20 protein-coding genes are annotated in these 19254 nt (G+C 59.1%); 8 read left to right on the top strand and 12 right to left on the bottom strand.

From position 1 onward, the window contains the following. Window positions 1-17: 17 nt before the first annotated feature. From QFZ91_RS39200 to QFZ91_RS39155, 10 genes are read right to left on the bottom strand one after another with little or no spacing between them, the layout of a single operon-like run. Window positions 18-1892: a feruloyl-CoA synthase gene (locus QFZ91_RS39200; RefSeq protein ID WP_429570575.1), complete on the bottom strand. Its 1875-nt coding sequence runs from the start codon at window positions 1890-1892 to the stop codon at window positions 18-20. A 4-nt stretch (window positions 1893-1896) separates the two neighbouring features. Beyond that, window positions 1897-2676, bottom strand: coding sequence for a 2-keto-4-pentenoate hydratase (locus QFZ91_RS39195; RefSeq protein WP_429570574.1), 780 nt, complete (start codon window positions 2674-2676; stop codon window positions 1897-1899). A 36-nt stretch (window positions 2677-2712) separates the two neighbouring features. Beyond that, window positions 2713-3711, bottom strand: coding sequence for an NAD(P)H-dependent flavin oxidoreductase (locus QFZ91_RS39190; RefSeq protein WP_429570962.1), 999 nt, complete (start codon window positions 3709-3711; stop codon window positions 2713-2715). Between the two features lie 23 nt (window positions 3712-3734). Further along, window positions 3735-4544 carry a 3-(cis-5,6-dihydroxycyclohexa-1,3-dien-1-yl)propanoate dehydrogenase gene (gene hcaB, locus QFZ91_RS39185; protein WP_429570573.1) on the bottom strand — a complete coding sequence of 270 codons (810 nt, stop codon included), beginning with the start codon at window positions 4542-4544 and terminating at the stop codon, window positions 3735-3737. A 2-nt stretch (window positions 4545-4546) separates the two neighbouring features. Further along, window positions 4547-5098, bottom strand: a complete 552-nt coding sequence (locus tag QFZ91_RS39180) for a 3-phenylpropionate/cinnamic acid dioxygenase subunit beta (protein ID WP_429570572.1) — start codon at window positions 5096-5098, stop codon at window positions 4547-4549. Continuing rightward, the gene (locus tag QFZ91_RS39175; protein ID WP_429570571.1) at window positions 5095-6498 is read right to left on the bottom strand and encodes an aromatic ring-hydroxylating dioxygenase subunit alpha; all 1404 of its coding nucleotides are present in this window, start codon (window positions 6496-6498) and stop codon (window positions 5095-5097) included. The genes QFZ91_RS39180 and QFZ91_RS39175 overlap by 4 nt, the downstream gene beginning before the upstream one ends. An 11-nt stretch (window positions 6499-6509) precedes the next feature. Continuing rightward, the gene (locus tag QFZ91_RS39170) at window positions 6510-6854 is read right to left on the bottom strand and encodes a non-heme iron oxygenase ferredoxin subunit (RefSeq protein WP_429570570.1); all 345 of its coding nucleotides are present in this window, start codon (window positions 6852-6854) and stop codon (window positions 6510-6512) included. A gap of 19 nt (window positions 6855-6873) precedes the next feature. Further along, window positions 6874-7713, bottom strand: a complete 840-nt coding sequence (locus tag QFZ91_RS39165) for a protocatechuate 3,4-dioxygenase (RefSeq protein WP_176378637.1) — start codon at window positions 7711-7713, stop codon at window positions 6874-6876. Window positions 7714-7720: 7 nt separating this feature from the next. Then, the gene (locus QFZ91_RS39160; protein ID WP_354123140.1) at window positions 7721-8017 is read right to left on the bottom strand and encodes a hypothetical protein; all 297 of its coding nucleotides are present in this window, start codon (window positions 8015-8017) and stop codon (window positions 7721-7723) included. Beyond that, window positions 8014-8844: an alpha/beta fold hydrolase gene (locus QFZ91_RS39155; RefSeq protein WP_429570569.1), complete on the bottom strand. Its 831-nt coding sequence runs from the start codon at window positions 8842-8844 to the stop codon at window positions 8014-8016. The genes QFZ91_RS39160 and QFZ91_RS39155 overlap by 4 nt, the downstream gene beginning before the upstream one ends. A gap of 187 nt (window positions 8845-9031) precedes the next feature. On the opposite strand from QFZ91_RS39155, the gene QFZ91_RS39150 reads away from it, so the two are divergent. Next, window positions 9032-9634, top strand: coding sequence for a TetR/AcrR family transcriptional regulator (locus QFZ91_RS39150; RefSeq protein WP_368594004.1), 603 nt, complete (start codon window positions 9032-9034; stop codon window positions 9632-9634). Between the two features lie 194 nt (window positions 9635-9828). On the opposite strand, the gene QFZ91_RS39145 is transcribed toward QFZ91_RS39150, so the two are convergent. Further along, window positions 9829-10077 carry a helix-turn-helix domain-containing protein gene (locus QFZ91_RS39145; RefSeq protein ID WP_429570568.1) on the bottom strand — a complete coding sequence of 83 codons (249 nt, stop codon included), beginning with the start codon at window positions 10075-10077 and terminating at the stop codon, window positions 9829-9831. After that, entirely contained in the window at window positions 10016-10783 is a 768-nt protein-coding gene (locus tag QFZ91_RS39140; RefSeq protein WP_429570567.1) for a hypothetical protein, read from the bottom strand. Before QFZ91_RS39140 ends, QFZ91_RS39145 begins: the two co-directional genes overlap by 62 nt. Before the next feature lie 212 nt (window positions 10784-10995). On the opposite strand from QFZ91_RS39140, the gene QFZ91_RS39135 reads away from it, so the two are divergent. The 7 genes from QFZ91_RS39135 to QFZ91_RS39105 all read left to right on the top strand — a co-directional run bounded on the left by QFZ91_RS39135 (window position 10996) and on the right by QFZ91_RS39105 (window position 19140). Next, window positions 10996-12120, top strand: a complete 1125-nt coding sequence (locus QFZ91_RS39135; protein WP_176106442.1) for a saccharopine dehydrogenase family protein — start codon at window positions 10996-10998, stop codon at window positions 12118-12120. Further along, window positions 12117-13340, top strand: coding sequence for a thiolase family protein (locus tag QFZ91_RS39130; protein WP_429570566.1), 1224 nt, complete (start codon window positions 12117-12119; stop codon window positions 13338-13340). Before QFZ91_RS39135 ends, QFZ91_RS39130 begins: the two co-directional genes overlap by 4 nt. Window positions 13341-13369: 29 nt before the next feature. Beyond that, entirely contained in the window at window positions 13370-14200 is an 831-nt protein-coding gene (locus QFZ91_RS39125) for an enoyl-CoA hydratase/isomerase family protein (protein WP_429570565.1), read from the top strand. A 33-nt stretch (window positions 14201-14233) separates the two neighbouring features. Then, window positions 14234-15538, top strand: coding sequence for an acyl-CoA dehydrogenase family protein (locus QFZ91_RS39120; RefSeq protein WP_429570564.1), 1305 nt, complete (start codon window positions 14234-14236; stop codon window positions 15536-15538). A gap of 13 nt (window positions 15539-15551) precedes the next feature. Beyond that, entirely contained in the window at window positions 15552-17123 is a 1572-nt protein-coding gene (locus QFZ91_RS39115; RefSeq protein ID WP_176378644.1) for an AMP-binding protein, read from the top strand. Between the two features lie 260 nt (window positions 17124-17383). Then, window positions 17384-18181 carry an SDR family NAD(P)-dependent oxidoreductase gene (locus QFZ91_RS39110; RefSeq protein ID WP_429570563.1) on the top strand — a complete coding sequence of 266 codons (798 nt, stop codon included), beginning with the start codon at window positions 17384-17386 and terminating at the stop codon, window positions 18179-18181. A gap of 221 nt (window positions 18182-18402) precedes the next feature. After that, window positions 18403-19140, top strand: a complete 738-nt coding sequence (locus QFZ91_RS39105) for an OmpW/AlkL family protein (RefSeq protein ID WP_429570562.1) — start codon at window positions 18403-18405, stop codon at window positions 19138-19140. Window positions 19141-19254 lie beyond the last annotated feature (114 nt).

Below are 19254 nucleotides of genomic sequence, written 5' to 3'. Positions count from 1 at the left end.
GTCCTTCGCTATTGCGTTCAATGAGTGTTGGTGGCGGGAAAGATGACCGAGGCGCCCCCGCCAAATAATCGCTCGACCTCGTGCGCGCGCAACGTCAACACTCTCCGTTGATTGATGTATCCCTTGTCCGTAATCTCGCCTCTCTCCTGGTTCGGCGGACAGTCGATGATGATTGCGCGTGCGACCCGGCTAGCAGAGCCATGACCTTCGTTGAGCGAGGAGAGCGCGGTTGCAATCCTTCTTCGGACCTCTGCATTGGCCGCCAATTGCTCGCCCGTCATCGCACGCGCGTCGTCTCCGCCCAGCGTGTGCAACGCCGGTGACGGAAAAACGAGCAGGCCGACCTCATCGCGATCATGTCCAGCCACAACAACATCCTGCGCGTATGGCATCAGGGCGGCAACGGCACGTAGGCGCAACGTGCCGACCGATACCCGGCTCCCCGTGGTCAGCTTGAAATCTTCCGAGATGCGTCCATCAAACAGAACGCCAGCGTTCGGATCTGTGGGATTGGCCAAGCGCCCTGCATCTCCTATCAAATAAAATCCTTCCTCATCGAATGCCTCGTCTGTTAGCTCCCGCGCATGGAGGTATCCGGGGAAGACGTGTTGGCCGCGCACTCGCATTTCGAGCTTGTCACCGTTCGGTACGAACTTGATTTCCGCGCCCGGAACCGGCACACCGATATTGCCGGGCTCGGGATAATGGAAGTGCAGGCTGGTGATAACCGGTGAAGTTTCCGTCGAGCCCCACGCCGAAGTGAACAGTGGCGGCGCATCACGATGGCGTTCAGCGGCCGATTTCAGGCGATCCCATAGCGGCTTTGGCAACGCAGCGCCAGCGAAAAAGATCGCCCGCATATTCTTGAAAAAATGCCGTGCGAACGTCTCGTTTTGCTCGAGATGGGGCAGCAACACATCGAATCCGCGCGGCACGTTGAAATAGAGTGTCGGCGACAGTTCGATTAAATTACGCACCGATTTTTCGATTGACCCAGGCACGGGCCGCCCATCATCGATATAGAGGGAGCCGCCATTGCGCAGGACCATGTTGAAGTTGTGGTTGCCGCCAAATGTATGGCTCCAGGGCAGCCAATCCACGACGATCGGTGCGGCGGAGTCAACAAACGGCCAAACCTGAGCGATCGCCTCCTGGTTTGCACAAAGCATTCCGTGCGTATTGATTACGGCTTTCGGGATGCCAGTCGAGCCTGACGTCAGCAGGTATTTCGCGTGCGTATCCGGCGTAACGCGTGCGTGAGCCTCCATGATGGCTGCCGTTTCCCGCGTCTTGCGTAGGCAGCCGAGATCGATCCCGCCGTCCGGTACATTCCGCGAATACACGAGCGGGCATTGCCTGCCGCCAGCCTGCATTGCCTTGGCGTAAACTTCTCCGTCGTCGGCATACATCAGACCCGGGTCCAGCACGTTCAGGAGCGCGTTCAATTTGCTGCAATGGTGCGCTGCCCTCGAATAGGCTGACGATATGAACGACACGGGCAAGCCGATATGCATCGCGGCCAGCGCCACAAGCGCAGCATCTATGCTGTTATCCGATAGAACGACAATGGGCCGCCCGGATGCGAGGCCGATATCGAGCATGCCTTGGGCGATCGCGCCCACCTCCGCACGCACTTGCGCATAGGTCAAACGGCGCCAACCCGCACCGTCGTCAGTACGCTCCGCCAGGAAGACCTGTCCAGGCGTGGTGCGGCTCCAGTATTCAAGCCAGGTGCCGATGCGCCGTACGTGCGGCCTTGGCGGCATACGGGAACGCAGAATGAAGCTGCCGTCAGGAGCGTCAATGCGTTCAATATCGGGCGTTGCCAAAGCAAGCCCCGCAGACGCCTGATTCCGGCCAAGCCCGTCGAGTACATCGTGCGCCGAGTTCATCGCGTCACTCCAGCGCGCAGCTCACGCGGCCCAGGCCGCTGATCTCCACGTCGACGCGATCGCCCCTCGTCACCGGCACCATCGGCCCGAGCGCGCCCGACATCACGACGTCACCGGCGCGCAGGGGTTGGCCGAGTTCAGCCATCTTTTTGGCAAGCCAGTACGTCGCGCTCAGCGGATTTCCAAGGCAAGCCACCCCTGACCCGACGGAGGCAGTCATCCCGTTCTTCCTGAAGTCCATCCCGCATCCGGCCAACGAGAGATCGCCTATACGGCGCGGCTCGAGGCCGAGAACGTAAAGCCCGCACGACGCATTGTCAGCGACGGTATCGACCAGCGTAATCTTCCAGTCGTCGATCGCACTGTCGACAACCTCGATCGCCGGCAACGCGTATTCCAAACCGATGAGAAAGTGCCCCCAGTTCAAGTCTGGGGCATCGAGATCGCGACCAACAACGAACGCGATCTCCCCTTCGGCCTTTGGCTGAATCAGCTTTTGCGCCGGCAGTTCAGCACCGCTCAAATACTCCATGTCCGCGAACAGTACGCCGTAGTCGGGCTGATCGACCCCAAGCTGCTGTTGCACAGCTTTCGATGTCAAGCCAATCTTTTTTCCACAGACTCGTGCGCCCGCCGCAAGGGCGCGGTTGACGTTGACCTCGGCGATCGCGTAGGCATCCTGCACCGTCTGAATGTCGAAGGTCTCCGACACGCGAGCGATAGTCTTCCGTTCGGAGCGCGCCTGCCACAATGCTTCGGCTGCTCCCTCAATGCCTGGTTTCATGCCTCTCTCCTCGTAATATTGACGGACCGACGCGTGTCACGCGGATGCCCCTCGCCAGCGGCCCAACAGTGCACCGGTCTGTTCCCGTTCAGTTGTCAGCATTTCGAGGTATTCGCATTCGAGCTGCCTCACCAACTCAGCGACACTGCTCAAGCGCTCGATTGCGCCTAGCCCTTGACCCGCCGACCACACGTCCTTCCACGCCTTTTTCCCGGCACTGATGTCGCCCGAAAAATCGATCCGTTTGCCTTCACTATTCAGAGACGCATCGATGCCGGCCGCATGCAGCGTGGGTTTGAGCCAATTGGCAAGAACCCCCGACACGGCTTTCGACTCGACTAAATCCTCAATCCGGCTACTCACCACCAGATCGCGATATTCGGCGGACGCCATGCTTTCGCGAGTCGCGATGAAGCGTGTGCCGACCACGACGAAGTCGGCGCCGATCAATTGGGCGGCGCGGATATCGCGTCCGCTCGTAATGCATCCTGCGAGCCCAAGTGGTCCGCTCCAGAATTGACGGACCTCGGCGACGAACGCGAAAGGGTTGTAATAACCCGTGTGCCCGCCTGCGCCATGGGTAACAAGAATCAGCGCATCGACGCCTGCATCGACAGCCTTGCGCGCAAGCGTGGGCGTGACAACATCCGCCATCACGATGCCGCCGTAGCTATGCACATGCTCGCGCACGCGCGCAGGGCTGCCGAGCGCGGTAGAAACGATGCGGGGCCGGTATTTCATGATCAGTGCCAGCTCACGCTCGAAGCGATCGTAGGTGCTATGCACGATCATATTGAGCGCCCAAGGGGAAGCGCCCGGCATATCGCGCAAAGCGGATGTCACCTGCGCGAGCCATACCTCCAGGAGATCGACATTGCGAGCATTCGGGGCGGGGAAGCTACCGACAATGCCGGCTGTTGCACAGGCGATCGCAAGCTCCGGTCCGGATACCAGAAACATCGGCGCCGCCATTAACGGCAACCGACCGGCAGGGAACAGCTCGTCGAGGCAGCCGCGGTTTGTCGCACCGTCCATCTTCGTCACGCCTCCCATATCCGTCATGCTTTGCGCGAGGGACGCCCGCGCACCTCCCACCCGCCATCGCTTTGAATGATGTTCGCCGTCGTCGCGCATGAATTGGCGCGCGAGGCGAGCAGCACGTAATGTCCCGTGTGGTCTTCCGGTTGGGCCATAAAGCCGAGCGGTACGGCGTCCGCCACCGCATCCGAGAATCCAGGGATCTCGGATAGCCGCGCGTCATGCTTGCCTAGTGACTCCGGGCCTTTGAGAGGGGTCGCAGTGCCGCCCGGGGCCACGCCGTTCACGCGAACGTCCGGCGCGAGTTCATAAGCGAGCTGCCGAATCATCCCGACGCAAGCGTGCTTCGAAGCCACATAGACGGGTCCGCCACCACCCGCATAAAAACTCGAGTTGGAGAGCGTAAAGATCATGCTGCCCCTCGTCTCACGCAATGCTGGCGCCGCTGCGTGCGCGGCAAGCAAATACCCCATTACGTTGACCTCGAACACTTCTCGGAAAGTGCCAGCGAGCTGCTGTCCATCGGCAAACTTCCGCAGCGATGCGAAGTAGTCCCAAACGCCCGCATTGCCAATCAACGTATCGAGTTTGCCGAATGCGCTCAGCGTCGCAGCGACAGCCTCTTCGTTGGCCGTGGCGGAGCGAACGTCACCAACAGTCACTGCAACGCGGTTGCCAAACTCCTGACGCAAGGCATCCGCGCCTTGAGCACTACGCACCAACGCCCCGATGCCTTTCGCGCCCTCCTGGAGGAAACGCCGCAGCACGGCGAGCCCGATCCCGGAATTGGCGCCCGTAATCAGCGCTACATCGTTGTCTAGCCAGCCCATGGTCAAAGGAACGTATTAAGGTTCTTGGACATCAGCAGCGATTGCGTGATGACGATTTTGCGGCTCGCGATCTTGAAGCTGCCGTCGAGTTCGCGGAGTAGATCCTCGCGCCTGCCAAGTAGCAGGTCGTTGTCCGCCTCGCCGCGGCTGCGGTAATTGACAAAGACGGAATGGACGACATACTCGCCAGGCCGGAAACCGGGCAACGCCTCCACATTGCTGATCGCATGCACATGCCGGGTTGGCGGATCCTCGGCCCATGCCGACGGTTGCTTGAACCTTGCAATGCGGCGCTCCAGATCGAAGTGGTTGTCGTCGAAGTAAGCGGCGCGACCCGGGGCATACGCGCCGAGTTTGTCTGCGCGCCTGCGGTTCTCGATGGCGGGCATCCAATAATGGATATCCTCTGTCATGAGCGAGAGCCAGTCGTCCCATGCCTCCGTATCGAGCAGCCGTGCCTCACGGAAGAGGAACTGCTCGATGCGATGGGCAACCTCCCGATCGACCGTGCCATCCGCCGGGCCGGCGGATACGAGCGTAGGTACCGCACTCATGCGACCTCCTTTGCTGCCCGCCCGTGGACAAATGCATTCTCATCAAGCCTCGCCGAGTCGCGCTTCGGCACGTCACTCCACGAGCGGGCCTGCATCAGATCGAGCCAGCGCCGATAGAACGCACGGTGGTTGGCCTCGTTGACCTGATTCCGGTAAACGTTGCCAGGCAAGTCGCTGTCCTCGAGACGGCTGCCGCGACCAAGCCCCATGTACAAGTCCTGTTGCCGCGTGACGAATCCCGCATTGGTACGCGTCGAAAACTCAAAATTTTCGCCGTCGTCCATCTCGAACACACCCGTCGGCGAGAACGTCATCATCGTCCCCTTAAGCCACTTGTCCTTGATCTCCTGCGGCGCGCTCTTGTTGACGATGGTCCACGTGTGCAGTTCGATCTTGCCCGGTCCCCGCGGATGCCAAACGCGGAAAGTGTTCTGCCCCGGCAGGAACGACAGGTTCGGAAAGACGCTGACAGACGAAATCGAACCGATCATCTTGGAGCGAAACTCACCAAGTCGCTCTGCAACTTTCGGTTGAATGCCATACAGATACTTGCGAATGTCCTTTTCGCCCAACGTAGCCGCGTTGCCGATGATGTCGAGATTGAACTCCCAGCCGTGGCCGTTGAAGTTCACATGGTACGAGTCGGGATCCTTGTAAACTTCCGCAACCGGTCCGCCCAGCATTGCGCGTGCCGCCGAGTCGTGCGTCCAGAGCGCGTGGTAGATATCGCCGATGAAGTTTTCCGTCGGAATCTTCCAATTGCAGTTGATCACCGACTTGACGCAGCCACCGACAAACTCGGTGCCCTCCCCGTCCATATCGAGGATCACATCGAGGTAATACCGGAAATCGCCAAGGTATTCGTTCAACGAGGGCGCATCCGGATCCATATTGCCGAATACCAAGCCCTTGTAGGTTGCGACCTGAGCAACGGGGTGCAGGCCGTGCTCGGCGCGATTCATTCCACTTTCGTCGAACAATTCCTGGCCGGCCATACCGCGCAGCGCACCGTCGATGCCAAAAGCCCAGCCGTGATAGTTGCAGACAAAACTGCGTGCGTTACCAGCGTCCGTGAAGTTCAGCTTGTTGCCACGATGTGGACAGGTATTGAGGAACGCTTTGATGGATCCGTCCTTCTGGCGAACGACGATGACGTTGTCTTCGGCCATATAGGTCGTTAGATAATCGCCGGCCTTGGGAATCTGTGACTCATGCGCGAGAAACAGCCAACTCCGGGCAAAGATCTTCTCGAGTTCCTGCTCGTAGATGCGCTGATCCCAATAGACCCTGCGCGACAGACGTCCGGCGTCGAGATCGATCAGCCGGTCGAGGCCGGCAAGCGGCTCGCTAGCCGGATCCTTGCGCAGCCGCTCGCAGCTTCCGGTGCACTCGTGTGTCATTTCTTCGCTCCTCAGATTGCCGACGCCGCCGCGTCCGCTTCCTGTTCAAGGTCGGCGTAAATATCGTCGCCTTCCTCGATCACCTTGTAAGTCCGCAGATCCACCGTGCATGGGAACGCCATCGCTTGCCCGGTCGGAATATGAAATTGCCCATCGTGGAGCGGGCAGGCGATCAAATCGCCGTCTACAATTTCACCTTCCGAAAGCGAAGCGGTCGCATGCGTGCACATATCGGACGTCGCATAGAAAACACCGTCGACGTTGTAGACCGCAAGCGGGCAGCTCGACTGCTCAATCTTGCACACCTGTCCTGGTTGCAGCTGGTCTCGTTTGATCAAGAAAATCTTGTTGCTCATCTCAGGAGTCCTTCTCGCTTCACTGCGGATGCAGCTGTACGAAACCCAGCCCGGTCACCCACTCCGGCACTGCCTCGTAAGCAATCGTTTCTCCGCGAGAGCCTTCGAGCGCTCCCATGGCGCAGGCCCAATTGCGGATTTCCATTCCACCCTCACCGCCGTGCTCGAGGATGTACTCGTCCGACAACGCGCATAACGCATTGAGATCGCCTGCTTCGGCGTACCCGATGATTTCGCGATCGAACACAGCGTTCACTCGCCCCATTTGGGCAGAGCCTACCCAATGACTTATTCCACCGCTGCCGATCACGACGACGCGCTCATCGATGGGGAAAGCCTCGACGGCCCGCCTGATCTGTTCGCCCAGTTCCGCGGATCGCCGTAGCGTGATGTACGGATCGACGCCGCACGCCAGATAGACCGGAATGGTTTTGACATCTACGCTCATCGTGCGCAACGGATCGACGATAAGCTGCTGAGGAATCGCCACCGAATGGTCGGCTGTGAACGCGCGCGCCACCGCCCAATCGAATCCGTTTTCACGTCCGTACGTAGCGATATGTGTCGCCAACGCTTCGTTATTGCTGAACGCAGCACGTTTGAGTCCGGGTAGCTGATCGATGGGGCCGTCGACGTCTCCGGTTGCTATCAGGTAGCTCGGCAGACACTGCGGACCGAACAAGATGTAGTGATCGCAGCCGATGATGATTACGGTGGTCGGCTCTAGCTCTTGCAGGCGCTGCGCGCACTCCGCATAGGCCTGCCAGACCGCATCGCGCTGCTGCTTCGCCGGCGCCTCCGGCGCCACATACATGACGGGATCATGCGGGACCAGAAACGCTCCTACGATTTTTCCCATAGTTGATCTACCCCTTCAGTGCCGCTGCAAAAACCGCTTCCCCGTCCTTCACATCACGCAGGCGCGACAGATAGGCCCTCATGTCGCGATTCGGCGAGAGCTCCTGCCAAAAACCCATGGTCAACATGCTGTTCACCCCGTATCGCTGAAGGCCTTTCACGTCGAACGACAAGATCATCGCGCGCTCGGCATCAGTCAGCGGCAAGCGCTCGAGGAACTGCTCCGCGCCCTCTTTAAACCGCTGTTTAGCGCCGCGATCGATACACAGCTGATGCAGCACACGCTCCACGCTGTTGCGGCTCATGTTTGCTGTCCAACGAAATCCGTGACGAGCCGGAGGAAATCGTCTCTGCGCTCCGTTTGCACCCAGTGGCCGCACTTGGCGAACTGGTACAGATCGGCGTTGGGAATGTGCTGAGCGAGTAGGGCACCGCAAGCAGGCGGCACGACTCTGTCCTCGCGCCCGTGCAGCACAAGCGTCGGCGCTTCGATGCCGGCGACGGCGGACGCGGGGAATCCCTTGACGATCGTCGGCCCGTCGTCATTCGGCCTCGGAATCAGCTTACGCAAGGCGTCTTGCGCACCAGGACGAGCGCTGGCCTCAAAACGCGTCCGGACCATCTCATCGGTGATGATCGCCTGGTCATAAGGGAACAAACGCATCGTCTGCTCCATGTTCTCGAGCGACGGTTCATACGTCCATGCCGACTTCAGGCCGGGGGTCTGTTCGAATTCGCCTGCAGGGGTGCCTAGCAACACTAGCCGGTCAACGCGTTGCTTGTCGAAAAGCGCAAGACCGATGGCGAGCGCGCCGCCGAACGAGTTTCCGACGAAGGACGCCTTCTCGATACCAAGTGCGTCCATGATGCCCGTGAGATGGCGCACCCAGAGCTTGATGTCGTACTTGCTGCCTTCCTTGAACTCGGTGAAACCAAAGCCGGCGATGTCTGGCACGATCACGCGAAACTGCTCACCAAGATCGCTCATCACGCCCTTCCAGTTGGTCCAGCCCGACACACCGGGACCGGATCCATGCAGCAGGAAAAGCGGCTTGCCCTGCCCCACCTCGTGATAGTTCGTTCGATGGTCCGCCGCCTGCAGCGTCTTTCCAACGCCTGCCAAATCGCCCATTCTCGCTCTCCTCGCGTTCTTGCCATACACATACGTATGTGTATGGAACGAATCGTATGTCGTGGCGGAGATGGAGTCAATAACCCGCGTCAGTCAAATTTCTAGGTGTTAACGTGAGTACACGTGACCATACGGCTCTGCATGTGTCGATGAAGTAAAATATTTCTTTTGCCCTTACGGACACGCAATGTCACGATCTTCGGTAGCGCGTACTTCGGACGCGTCAAGCAAACCTCAACTCACGCCGGATGACTGGATTCGTGCAGCCGCAGAAGTTCTGGTCGACAAGAGTGTCGAAGCCGTGCGTGTAGAGGTTCTGTCGAAAAATCTTGGGGTCACACGGGGCAGCTTTTACTGGCACTTCAAAGACCGCGACGATCTCTTGAGTCATTTGCTGACGTGGTGGCGCGATACCGCCACAGAGCAAATCATTGAGCGTTTTGAGAAACGCAACGTCAAGGCGCGGGAACTGCTGCGCGAACTGCTGGCATTGCCGTTTCACGGCGAAGCAGCGCAGGTTGCCGCCGCGACGGAGTTAGCGATACGGGGATGGGCAAGGCGGGACGAGATGGCCCGTCAATTTGTGGATGAGGTGGATGCGAAGCGCCTTGCTTATATTGCCCAGTGCTTTAGTGCACTCGGCTTCGATATTTCGGAAGCACGGAAGCGCGCATTCGCCCTTTACAGTTATGAGTTGGCCGAATCCCTACTTTCAAACCAGGGTACCGATAAGCAGAGGGACGAGCGGCGCGTTTTCATGGAGCGCATGCTGCTGCGCGACGAACACTAACTCTGGCCTACGAAAGCAGGACCTCGCAGCAGCGCCCGTCCTGCCTTTCAGCTTCAGCAAGCCGTACCAGTAGGTCATGCTGCGACCGGCTGCTTGCGCATCCTGATGCCGTCAGGCGGGGCACAGGGCACAGCGACGAGCTTTTGTACGCAATCTTCGGCACAGTAAAACAACCTAGGTCTGGAACACTGGACTTAGTAATCGTCCAGGGCCGGTACCGCGCTGCCAATCCGCAAACTTCTTGGGGTTACGCCGAACGCCTGCTTGAACGTCCGACTGAAGTGGGCTGCGTCGTTGAATCCCCATTTGTAAGCCACGTCCGTCACCGTTTTCGTACTGGCAGCCGCACATAGTTCGCGATAGCAGACTTTCAGCCGACGATCACGGATCCAACGACTGACCGTTGTCCCCGTACCTGCGAAGGTAACGTGTAATTTCCGCACCGAAATATGATGAGCGTTTGCGATTGACGGCAGCGCACAATTCGGGGTCGTCCAGATTTTTGTCAATGTACTGCCGGATCGCATTTAGCAGTATGGCCTTTGAGGATGGACGATCGGTGTCGATGGTAAGCGCCGCGTCGAGCAAGTCGAAAAAGGACTGACAGGCAATCGCCAATGCGCCATCGGACAGTTGGTCGAGCTCCTGCGAGATCGTCCGGAGATGCTCGCCGGCAATGGCCGACAAGCCGGAACCTTGCACCGCCGGTAACGCGCCGCACAAATGAGTGGCAGCGCTCGCAACCGTCAAGGGAACTCGCTCGCGGGGCAAAAGCAGATAGAACTCGCGATGAGATCCCTCAACGTCAAAGTCAAAACCGAGCTCACTATCCCAGATCAGCAGATGATTGGGGGGCAGTACGACCTCGCGCCCATCTTCGTAGCGGCACGCTAGCCGTCCACTGAGGTTCATCAGAACACCCAGTAGCGGTGCATCTCCCGACGCCGCTCGTTGGCCGGTAATCCGGCCACTCCGCAACTCCCCGATTGTCAGCCGATCCACTTTCCGGTACCGCACAGATGCGTCAAATCCGTCCGGCTCTGGGATCGATAACGTCCAATTTACATGCAGATCAGAGAGCTTGCTGCTAAATGCGTCCTGCAAGAGCTTGTGGGGCAACCCGTGGGTCGACCAGGTAACAGCTGCCATTGGGTTCCTTTCCATTGGCGAATTGACAAATAACAACTACCAGCGATCGTGTGGATCAGGAAGGCCGCCGTCAAGTGCGCAGAAACCCCAATCCGGGCCCACGATGCACAAACCGACAAGTCGCATGCACGCATGTGCAAGCGCCGGATGCCAGTCACCCAGTACAGTCGGCCATCACTAACAGCAACCAAACTATTAAATAGGAGGAGATGATGAGCGATCTGCGTCCTGTCGTCATCTATGGCGCCAGCGGTTATACCGGACGGTTGGTGGCCGAGTACCTGCGCGAATACAACATCCCGTTCGTCGCCGCAGGTCGAAACAAGTCGAAGCTACAGGAAGTCATGGCTTCAGTGCCAGGAATCGAAACTGCCGATTACGAAATCGCCGAAGTCGACGGTTCTGTCGAGTCGCTGGTAGCGCTTTTCAAAGGCAGAAAGGTCGTCTGCAATATGGTCGGCCCTTTTTTGCGATATGCGCCCCCAGTCCTCGAAGCCGCGCTGCGCGCCGGATGCCACTATCTCGACACTGCCGGAGAGCAGCAACACCATCTTCAGTTGCTTGACGAATGGGGCCCCAAATTCGCAGCCGCCGGACTGGTCGTATCGACTGCTGTGTCCATGCAGTATGCGGTTCACGACATTGCTGCCCGCATAGTTCTGGAAACACCGGGAATCGACACTCTCGAGCTTGGGGAGTACGTCAGCGCAATTCCGACAGTGGGCTCGAGCCAGTCGATGTTCGATGTGATTCGCACAGATTCTTACTACCTCCAGGACAACGTCCTTAAAAAGTACGATGGCATCGTCCAGCAGGACATGGTTGTGCCTGGTACCGCCTATGTTGTCCCGGGCCTGCAGTGGGGTGGCACGGCACTCCCCGTGTTCTTCCGGGATGACCGCAGGGTGCGCAACTGTCGCATGTTCGTCGCGATGCGTAATGACAAGGGCGATATTCCCCAGCGGGTTCGTGCAGCGGAGCGCATGTTCAAGGTGATGTTCCAATGGTTGCCTGAAGAGAAGCTGCACCCGGTGCTAGACCGGATCGCAGCCAGCATGACGCCCAACACGCCGCCTCGTGAAAACCGGCAGGTGCACCGATCCGTTGACTGGTGTATTGGCCGCGGGAACAACATCACCGCACGCGCAGTTATTCACGGCACTTCCGGCTATCAAATCACGGGTGTTTTGCAGGCTTATGCGGCCATGCGATTGCTCGGAAACACCTACAGCGGTGTGGGCTTCCGATCGCCGGCGCAGTTCCTGGGACATCGCGAACTCATGGGGGCTCTGGAGGCGTTTGGCCTTGCACGCGTGACCGAGGAGACAGTGGCATGACCGCAGTGCCTGTTTGGATAGCCGGCGTAGGCATGACCTCGTTTGGGGTTAGGCAAGACGCGTCGGTCAAGGATCTCACGAGGACGGCGGTGCTTGAGGCCATCTGTGACGCCGGAGGCGATCTGAGGACCATCGACGCAGCGTACTTTGGCAATACGTGTCAGGACGTCCTCGAAGGCCAGGTGGTAGTGGCCGGCCAGATGGCGCTGCGATCCATGGGCTTCGAACGCATCCCGATCGTGAACGTCGAGAATGCGTGCGCGACGGGGGCGACAGCCTTGCATCAGGCGATCATGCATGTGCGCTCTGGGGCAGCAGACGTCGTGCTGGCAGTCGGAGCCGAAAAACTGAGTATTGGCGACAAGAGCAAAGCACTTGGAGTCTTCGACGGCGGCGTCGACGTCAATGACAGGCAAGGAGTGCGAGCCGCTCTCGAGGAGTTGGGAGGCGTGATTCCAGACGATGGGCAACCTCACAGCCTGTTTATGGATATCTACGCTGCGCTCACCAGAGCACACATGAATGCGTTCGGAACCACGCAGCGACAGCTTGCCGTCATCTCCTCGAAGAATCACGCGCATGCTGTCCATAACCCTCTCGCACACTTTCGCAAGGAAATGTCCGTGGAGGACATCCTGGCGGCACGGCCGGTGTCGGGGCCGCTCACAGTCCCGATGTGCGCCCCACTAACAGATGGAGCGTCCGCAGTTGTCGTTTGCAATGCAGCCGGCCTGCGACGTCTCGGCAGCGCCCAGCCGATAAAGGTACTTGCAAACGTTCTGCAGAGTGGGACCGTGCGTCCGCTCTCGGCCTGGGATCGATCTGTCACCCGCCTCGCTGCTCGGGGCGCCTATGAACAGGCGGGAGTCGGACCCGAGGACATTTCCGTGGCGGAGGTCCATGACGCATCTTCATTTGGTGAGCTTCTGCAATCCGAGTTGCTTGGATTCTGTGAGATCGGCGCCGGCGGGCCGTTCGCGGAATCGGGTGCAACGAAGCTCGGCGGCAGCTTGCCGATCAATCCGTCCGGTGGCCTCGAGTCCAAAGGTCACCCAATGGGGGCCTCTGGCCTCGCCCAGATCTATGAGCTTGTGCACCAGCTTCGCGGTAACTGCGGAGCACGCCAGGTTCACGGCGCCCGTATAGCCCTCGCGGAGAACGGCGGCGGGCTCTACGCAGGTGAGGAGGCGGCCGCCGCAATCACCATTCTCGGCACCTGAATCGTCCGCATATCTTCTCGGAGGAGACAATGACCTACCAGACACTTAACATCCGGCGCGATGGCCGGACTCTTTTCGTTGATTTCAACAATCCCCCGCTGAACCTGATCAATGCTCAGATGATCGGCGAGTTGTTCGACCTTGCGGGATCGCTCGCGTTTGACCGTGAGACCGCGGTCGTAGTCTTCGGCAGCGCGAACCCGGAGTTCTTCGTTGCGCATTTTGACCTCAACGACCTCCTCCGGCTCTCTAGCGACCCGACCGCGCCCCGGAGCCGTTACGACGACATCAACGTGGTGCAAGCCCTCTCGACGGCATGGCAGACCCTGCCGCAGGTCACCATTGGCGTGGTCGATGGAATCTGCCGCGGCGCGGGGCTCGAATTCATACTCGCCCTCGATATGCGCTTCGCGACGCCAGGAAGCAGGTTCTGTCTGCCAGAGGCCAGTGGCGGCATCTTGCCTGCAGGCGGCGGTACCACACGTCTTGCGATGTTGATCGGGCCTGCCCGTGCTCGTGAAGTGATCTTGTCGGCACGCGATTTCAGCGGCAACGAAGCGGCAACCTACGGTTTTGTGAACCGGACGCTGCCGCGCGAGGATCTCCATACATACGTAATCACGCTTGCCCACGGTGTCGCGACGCGACCGCCAAGCTCGATTGCCGCTGTGGACGAGGTCATCAAAAGCGTTTTTAGCTGGGCCGTCGACGCACAATTCGCCGGCTTCGCCAGTGAGAACGCGGCGTTCATGAAGCTTGTAGACGAGCCCCCTGTCCGGGAGGGCCTGGAAAAGATGGCGCAACTGCAGGACGTCGAGCATGAGCGTGACCTCCCAGCGCTTCTCGCCGCCGCCGAGTAGCCGAAACGATCGTCACAAACAGGAGACGCCGAAATGACACAACAGGTCGAACACGCTGCGCTGACTTCAGTGCGGCCGGATCTGCCGTACGTCGAGCTCACGGGATTCGAAGTCCTCAGCGAGGAAGAACGCAACATCCAGCAAGCGATGCACAAGTTTGCACGAGATGTAATGCGGCCTACGGCGATTGCCATCGACAAGCTGAGCGCCGAGGATGCGATTGCACCAGGCTCTCCGTACTGGGACTTTATCAAGACCGCAGCTTCAGCCGGGATCAGTTTCGACACCGACGCTGATGATGTGCCGCCCCAAGCACTGGCCCGGCTACAGGCTATCGTAATCGAAGAATTCGGGTGGGGTGACGTGGGACTAACGGTCTCGCTCGCCGCAGCCGCGTTCCCGAACATGATCGCCAAGCGGGCCGCCAACCAGGAACTCATCGATCTGACTGCAAACAAGCTCGGGTGCTGGATCGCGACCCAGCCAGATCGCGGTTCCGACGGCACAATGCTCTACCCAGGCGAACGGCACGCTACAGCACCGCAGGGCAACAAAGGCAATCTCACAGCGAAGGTCAGCGGTGGCGACATTGTGATCAATGGACAGAGTTCTGCCTGGGTTTCAAACGGTTCTGTAGCGCAGGTTGCAATCTTGACGATCGTCGCCGACTACGGCAACGGGTTCTTCGACGAAGAAGGGCATCCGCACGGTATCGAGGTAATTGTTCCTTTGGACCTTCCAGGCGTGAGCCGCGGCAAGCCGCTTGAAAAGCTCGGCCAGCGGGCGTTACCGCAAGGCGAGATCTACTTCGACAACGTCAAGGTGCCCCTGCGCTACGGAGTGTCCTCAGGGGAGCAATATTGGCGCGGTCATGCAAATACGTGGTCGACAGCGGGCGTTGGCATGGGCCAGATGGCAACCGGCATGGCGAGGGCTGCATTCGAAGTGGCGCTCGCCTATGTGCACGAGCGGCGCCAGGGTGGCGCACTTCTCAGCGACCATCAAATGGTCCAGTACCGGCTCGGTGCCATGGCGCGGAAAGTCGAAACCATTCGCGCGGTGGCCAGGCGTGCCACTGAGTACACCCTACTCTCGCCGGCTAAACATCCGTACTTTACCGGCGCGTCGAAGGTTACCTGTACTGACCTTGCGTTCGAAGTCGTAGACGAGGCCCTGCAGCTGTTCGGCGGTTATGGATTGACCCGTGAATACCCGCTAGAGAAGCTCTTCCGGGACGCGAGGGCTGCTCGGATCGAGGACGGCGAGAATCATCTTCTAAACATGAAGTTTGGCTACCTGAATTCCCTGCTCTACCGCAGCGATCGAATCGGGTTGTGAAATAGGAACTTGTATGGCTATCACAGATTTCTTCGACCGCGGGTGGCGGGCCAACCCCGAGAAGATCGCCTTCATCGCTGGCGATCGCACCTTCACGTATAGGCACATCGGCGAGCTGTCCTGCCGCGTCGGCAATGCCCTACTCGGCCGCGGTATCGAGCGCGATGCCAAGGGCGCAGTGCTGGCAAGTAACGACCCTGAGGCGTGGGGTTGTGTGCTCGGACTGTGGCGCGCGGGGCTCGCCTGGGTCCCGGTCAATCCGGCGAATCCGCCAGAGGAGACCCAGCGGCTGCTGGACGGCTTTGACTGCGAAGTACTGTTCTGTCACGAGCAGTTCCTGCCGCTTGTGCATGAAATTCGTGCTGACCTGAAAAAACTGCACACCGTGATCTCTCTGGGCGACAACGTCGAAGCTGCATCTGCAGCGGGTGCCGTTACGCTCGAATCGCTCATTGCAAACGCGCCAGCCTCCCTTCCGGACTTTGTCCCGGAACAGGGCTCCCTCGCCGGCGTGATGCCGACCGGGGGAACGACGGGGGCACCGAAAGGTGCGATGAACACTCACCGAAGTTTGTCCGTCAGCGCACTGCACCAGATGTTTGCGGCGCCATACTCTTCGGACGAGCCGATCGTAAATCTTGTCGCCGCTCCGATGACACACGCCGCCGGCACGCTTACCCTGCCATGTACCGCGCGCGCAGGGACGATCGTGGTGATGAATCGAATGGACCTGCATCACCTGCTCGATCTGATCGAAAAACACCGTGTTACGGAACTCTATCTGCCGCCCACGGTAATTTATCGACTTCTCGAAATTCCCGGGATCGAAAAACGCGACTTCTCGTCGCTAAAATACTTCATCTACGGCGCAGCACCGATGTCAACGGAGAAGTTGCGTCGCGCGATCGAAGTGTTCGGACCGGTGATGTTTCAGGGATACGGTCAAGCTGAAGCCCCCTCCGCCATTGCATTCATGCGTCCCGAAGACCACTTCCGCAACGGTGAAATTGCCGACGACGCGCGGCTGTCGGCCGCCGGGCGGCCTGCTCCGCTCGTGCGTGTCGAAATCCTCGACGACAATGGGAAAATTCTTCCCATCGGCGCGGCAGGCGAGATCTGCGTTCGTGGCGATCTGCTGATGGCAGGTTACTACAAGGCCCCGGACAAGACCGCTGAAACAATCATTGATGGCTGGCTCCACACCGGCGACATCGGTTACCTCGACTCAGAAGGCTTCCTTCATATTACCGACCGCAAGAAGGACATGATCATAAGCGGCGGATTCAACGTCTACCCGAGCGAGGTTGAGCAGGTCATCTGGACCCACCCGGCGGTGCAGGATTGCGCCGTGATCGGCATTCCGCATGCAGACTGGGGCGAAGCAGTCACGGCTGTGATCGAACTGAACCAGGGCGAACAAGCGACCGAGGACGAGATCATTGCCTATTGTCGCCCTAAGCTCGGTGGAATCAAAACCCCCAAGCGCGTCGTGTTCGTCGATGCCCTTCCCCGAAGCCCCAACGGCAAGGTCCTAAAAAAGGATGTGCGCGCGCCTTTCTGGCGGGACGAGCAGCGCAAAATCTGACAAGCACACGGGGACGTAGAAGTTCGGCCGGTCGGCATACTGCGACCGGTCTTTTCAAACTCAATAGCGTTTCATTTGTTCGCATAACGAAATAAAGAGTGGAGGCCTAGCCTACCTTTCGTTAGCGATGGCAGAGAGGAGACATTGAATGAACAAGAACCGTCCTTCGGTTACACCGACAGACGTCAGGTGGATGCCAAACTGCGTCAAAGTGTTGTGTCGTGCTGCAGCAATGCGTGGCAATGCGGAGGTGCACGGCCATGTTCAGTAATCTCGTCGTGGCCATCACTGGTGCGGGGTCGGGCATTGGCCGCGCGCTGGCTATCGAACTCGCTCGCAGGGGCGCTCGTCTCGCACTGTCAGATGTGAGCGAGCAGAGTCTAGCGAAAACCGTCGAGCTATTACCGGTCGCCACCTCGTCACGCTCCTACTTACTCGACGTATCAAGTCGCGATGCAATGTTTCGGCATGCTGACGAAGTAGCCAGTGACTTCGGGCAGGTCGACTTTGTGATCAACAACGCCGGAACCTCGGTGCTGGCCTCAGTCGAACACGCCACGATAGAGGAGTTCGAGAAGGTAATCGGAATCAACCTGTGGGGTGTGATCTACGGCACCAAAGCCTTCTTGCCAAAAATGCTGGCCCGGCGCCAAGGCTGCATCGTAAATATATCGAGTGTTTTCGGGCTAGTGGCGACACCCTGCTCGGCTGCATACACAATCTCCAAGTTCGGCGTTCGAGGACTAACAGAAACACTGTGGCAGGAATTGGAGGGCACCGGCGTGCGAGCCGTACTAGTGCACCCGGGTGGCATCAACACCAACATCAGCAACGTTCCGAAAGCCGAACACGAGACGGATTTTGAGCGTCGTCTACTGGATGCCAACAAACGCCAGATGACGACAACACCCGAGCAGTGTGCACGCGAGATTGTGGCGGGACTGCTACGCGGCGACAAACGGCTGCTGGTTGGCAATGGCGCGCGCTCCCTGCAATGGATTGCTCGTCTGTTTCCCGACAGCTATGGCGCACTCGTGCGCAGAAAGTTGGGGGTTTAACCCGGCCCGACCCGGCGTTACGTCGCGGCAACGTCTTAGCGGTCAACGGCCCGCAAGTCGCCATGCCAATCCGTTCTAGCACGAGCGCGTCGCAGAGCACTGCGGCGGCCTTACTGTCCCACGGTTCCGCGAAGGCCACCCCTCCCAATATGGCCTCGCTGAACTGTCGGAAGCTGTAGTTCGACCACAACGTATAGAAAAAAACGACAACGGAGACAATTATGTGGAAGTGGAAGTACGCAACAACGGCGTGCCTGTCAGGCTTGACGCTGATTGCTGGATCTGTCGACAGCGCTCACGCACAGGCGGCTGGCGACAACGTCGTCAGTCTTGGCTGGGCGCATGTGGCGCCACAAACCGGTAGCGGTCCGCTGACGGTAACAAGCGTCGGCGGAACGCCTGTCAACATGCCGATTCCGGGTTCAGGGGCTGGTGCCCGAAGCGCAGACTTACCCGCCTTCATCTTCGAACACTACATTACCAATCAAATTGGCGTTGCATTTTTGGGTGGCTGGCCCGGTCGAATGCAGCTAGAGGGGCGGGGCGTGATGGATAGCTATGGCGTTCTGGGCGATACGCGGACGTGGGCTCCCGAGGTGGTATTGCGTTACCACTTTGGTCAGCCCGACAGTCGATTCAGGCCCTTTGTCGGCGTCGGCGTCAATTACACGTGGTTCACGGACACGCGCGTCACGAACTCCGATTTTGTCGAGCAAACCTTCGGTCCCGGTGGAACTGCGACTGCACATGCCTCCAGTTCATGGAATCCGGTGGTACAGGCTGGCCTTGACTATCAGATATCCAAGCGCTGGTCTGTGGACATGCTGGTTGCGTATATCCCTACCGACACCAATGTGACGCTGACAGGGAAAACGGCAGGCGGAACAGAGATTGTCAGTCATGCGAAAGTCAGGCTTCATCCAATCGTGACTTTCCTCGGTATCTCGTACAAGTTTTAATGGTCGAAGGGTCCTGCCTAAGCTCCGAAGGTATTCGGACGGAGCTTGGCTGCATTATCTTTAGCTCCGGGTTCGATAGAACTGAATCGACGGCGAACGATTCCAAAGGGCAGA

It is taken from the genome of Paraburkholderia sp. JPY419 (genome assembly GCF_050435705.1).
GTDB classification, from domain to species: domain Bacteria; phylum Pseudomonadota; class Gammaproteobacteria; order Burkholderiales; family Burkholderiaceae; genus Paraburkholderia; species Paraburkholderia youngii.
This window is presented reverse-complemented; position numbering and strand designations above follow the sequence as displayed.

Coding starts and splice junctions, on each gene's coding strand:
- QFZ91_RS39200 (WP_429570575.1), bottom strand. CDS start 1,892: ATGAACTCGGCGCACGATGTACTCGACGGGCTTGGCCGGAATCAGGCG.
- QFZ91_RS39195 (WP_429570574.1), bottom strand. CDS start 2,676: ATGAAACCAGGCATTGAGGGAGCAGCCGAAGCATTGTGGCAGGCGCGC.
- QFZ91_RS39190 (WP_429570962.1), bottom strand. CDS start 3,711: ATGGACGGTGCGACAAACCGCGGCTGCCTCGACGAGCTGTTCCCTGCC.
- hcaB (WP_429570573.1), bottom strand. CDS start 4,544: ATGGGCTGGCTAGACAACGATGTAGCGCTGATTACGGGCGCCAATTCC.
- QFZ91_RS39180 (WP_429570572.1), bottom strand. CDS start 5,098: ATGAGTGCGGTACCTACGCTCGTATCCGCCGGCCCGGCGGATGGCACG.
- QFZ91_RS39175 (WP_429570571.1), bottom strand. CDS start 6,498: ATGACACACGAGTGCACCGGAAGCTGCGAGCGGCTGCGCAAGGATCCG.
- QFZ91_RS39170 (WP_429570570.1), bottom strand. CDS start 6,854: ATGAGCAACAAGATTTTCTTGATCAAACGAGACCAGCTGCAACCAGGA.
- QFZ91_RS39165 (WP_176378637.1), bottom strand. CDS start 7,713: ATGGGAAAAATCGTAGGAGCGTTTCTGGTCCCGCATGATCCCGTCATG.
- QFZ91_RS39160 (WP_354123140.1), bottom strand. CDS start 8,017: ATGAGCCGCAACAGCGTGGAGCGTGTGCTGCATCAGCTGTGTATCGAT.
- QFZ91_RS39155 (WP_429570569.1), bottom strand. CDS start 8,844: ATGGGCGATTTGGCAGGCGTTGGAAAGACGCTGCAGGCGGCGGACCAT.
- QFZ91_RS39150 (WP_368594004.1), top strand. CDS start 9,032: ATGTCACGATCTTCGGTAGCGCGTACTTCGGACGCGTCAAGCAAACCT.
- QFZ91_RS39140 (WP_429570567.1), bottom strand. CDS start 10,783: ATGGCAGCTGTTACCTGGTCGACCCACGGGTTGCCCCACAAGCTCTTG.
- QFZ91_RS39135 (WP_176106442.1), top strand. CDS start 10,996: ATGAGCGATCTGCGTCCTGTCGTCATCTATGGCGCCAGCGGTTATACC.
- QFZ91_RS39130 (WP_429570566.1), top strand. CDS start 12,117: ATGACCGCAGTGCCTGTTTGGATAGCCGGCGTAGGCATGACCTCGTTT.
- QFZ91_RS39125 (WP_429570565.1), top strand. CDS start 13,370: ATGACCTACCAGACACTTAACATCCGGCGCGATGGCCGGACTCTTTTC.
- QFZ91_RS39120 (WP_429570564.1), top strand. CDS start 14,234: ATGACACAACAGGTCGAACACGCTGCGCTGACTTCAGTGCGGCCGGAT.
- QFZ91_RS39115 (WP_176378644.1), top strand. CDS start 15,552: ATGGCTATCACAGATTTCTTCGACCGCGGGTGGCGGGCCAACCCCGAG.
- QFZ91_RS39110 (WP_429570563.1), top strand. CDS start 17,384: ATGTTCAGTAATCTCGTCGTGGCCATCACTGGTGCGGGGTCGGGCATT.
- QFZ91_RS39105 (WP_429570562.1), top strand. CDS start 18,403: ATGTGGAAGTGGAAGTACGCAACAACGGCGTGCCTGTCAGGCTTGACG.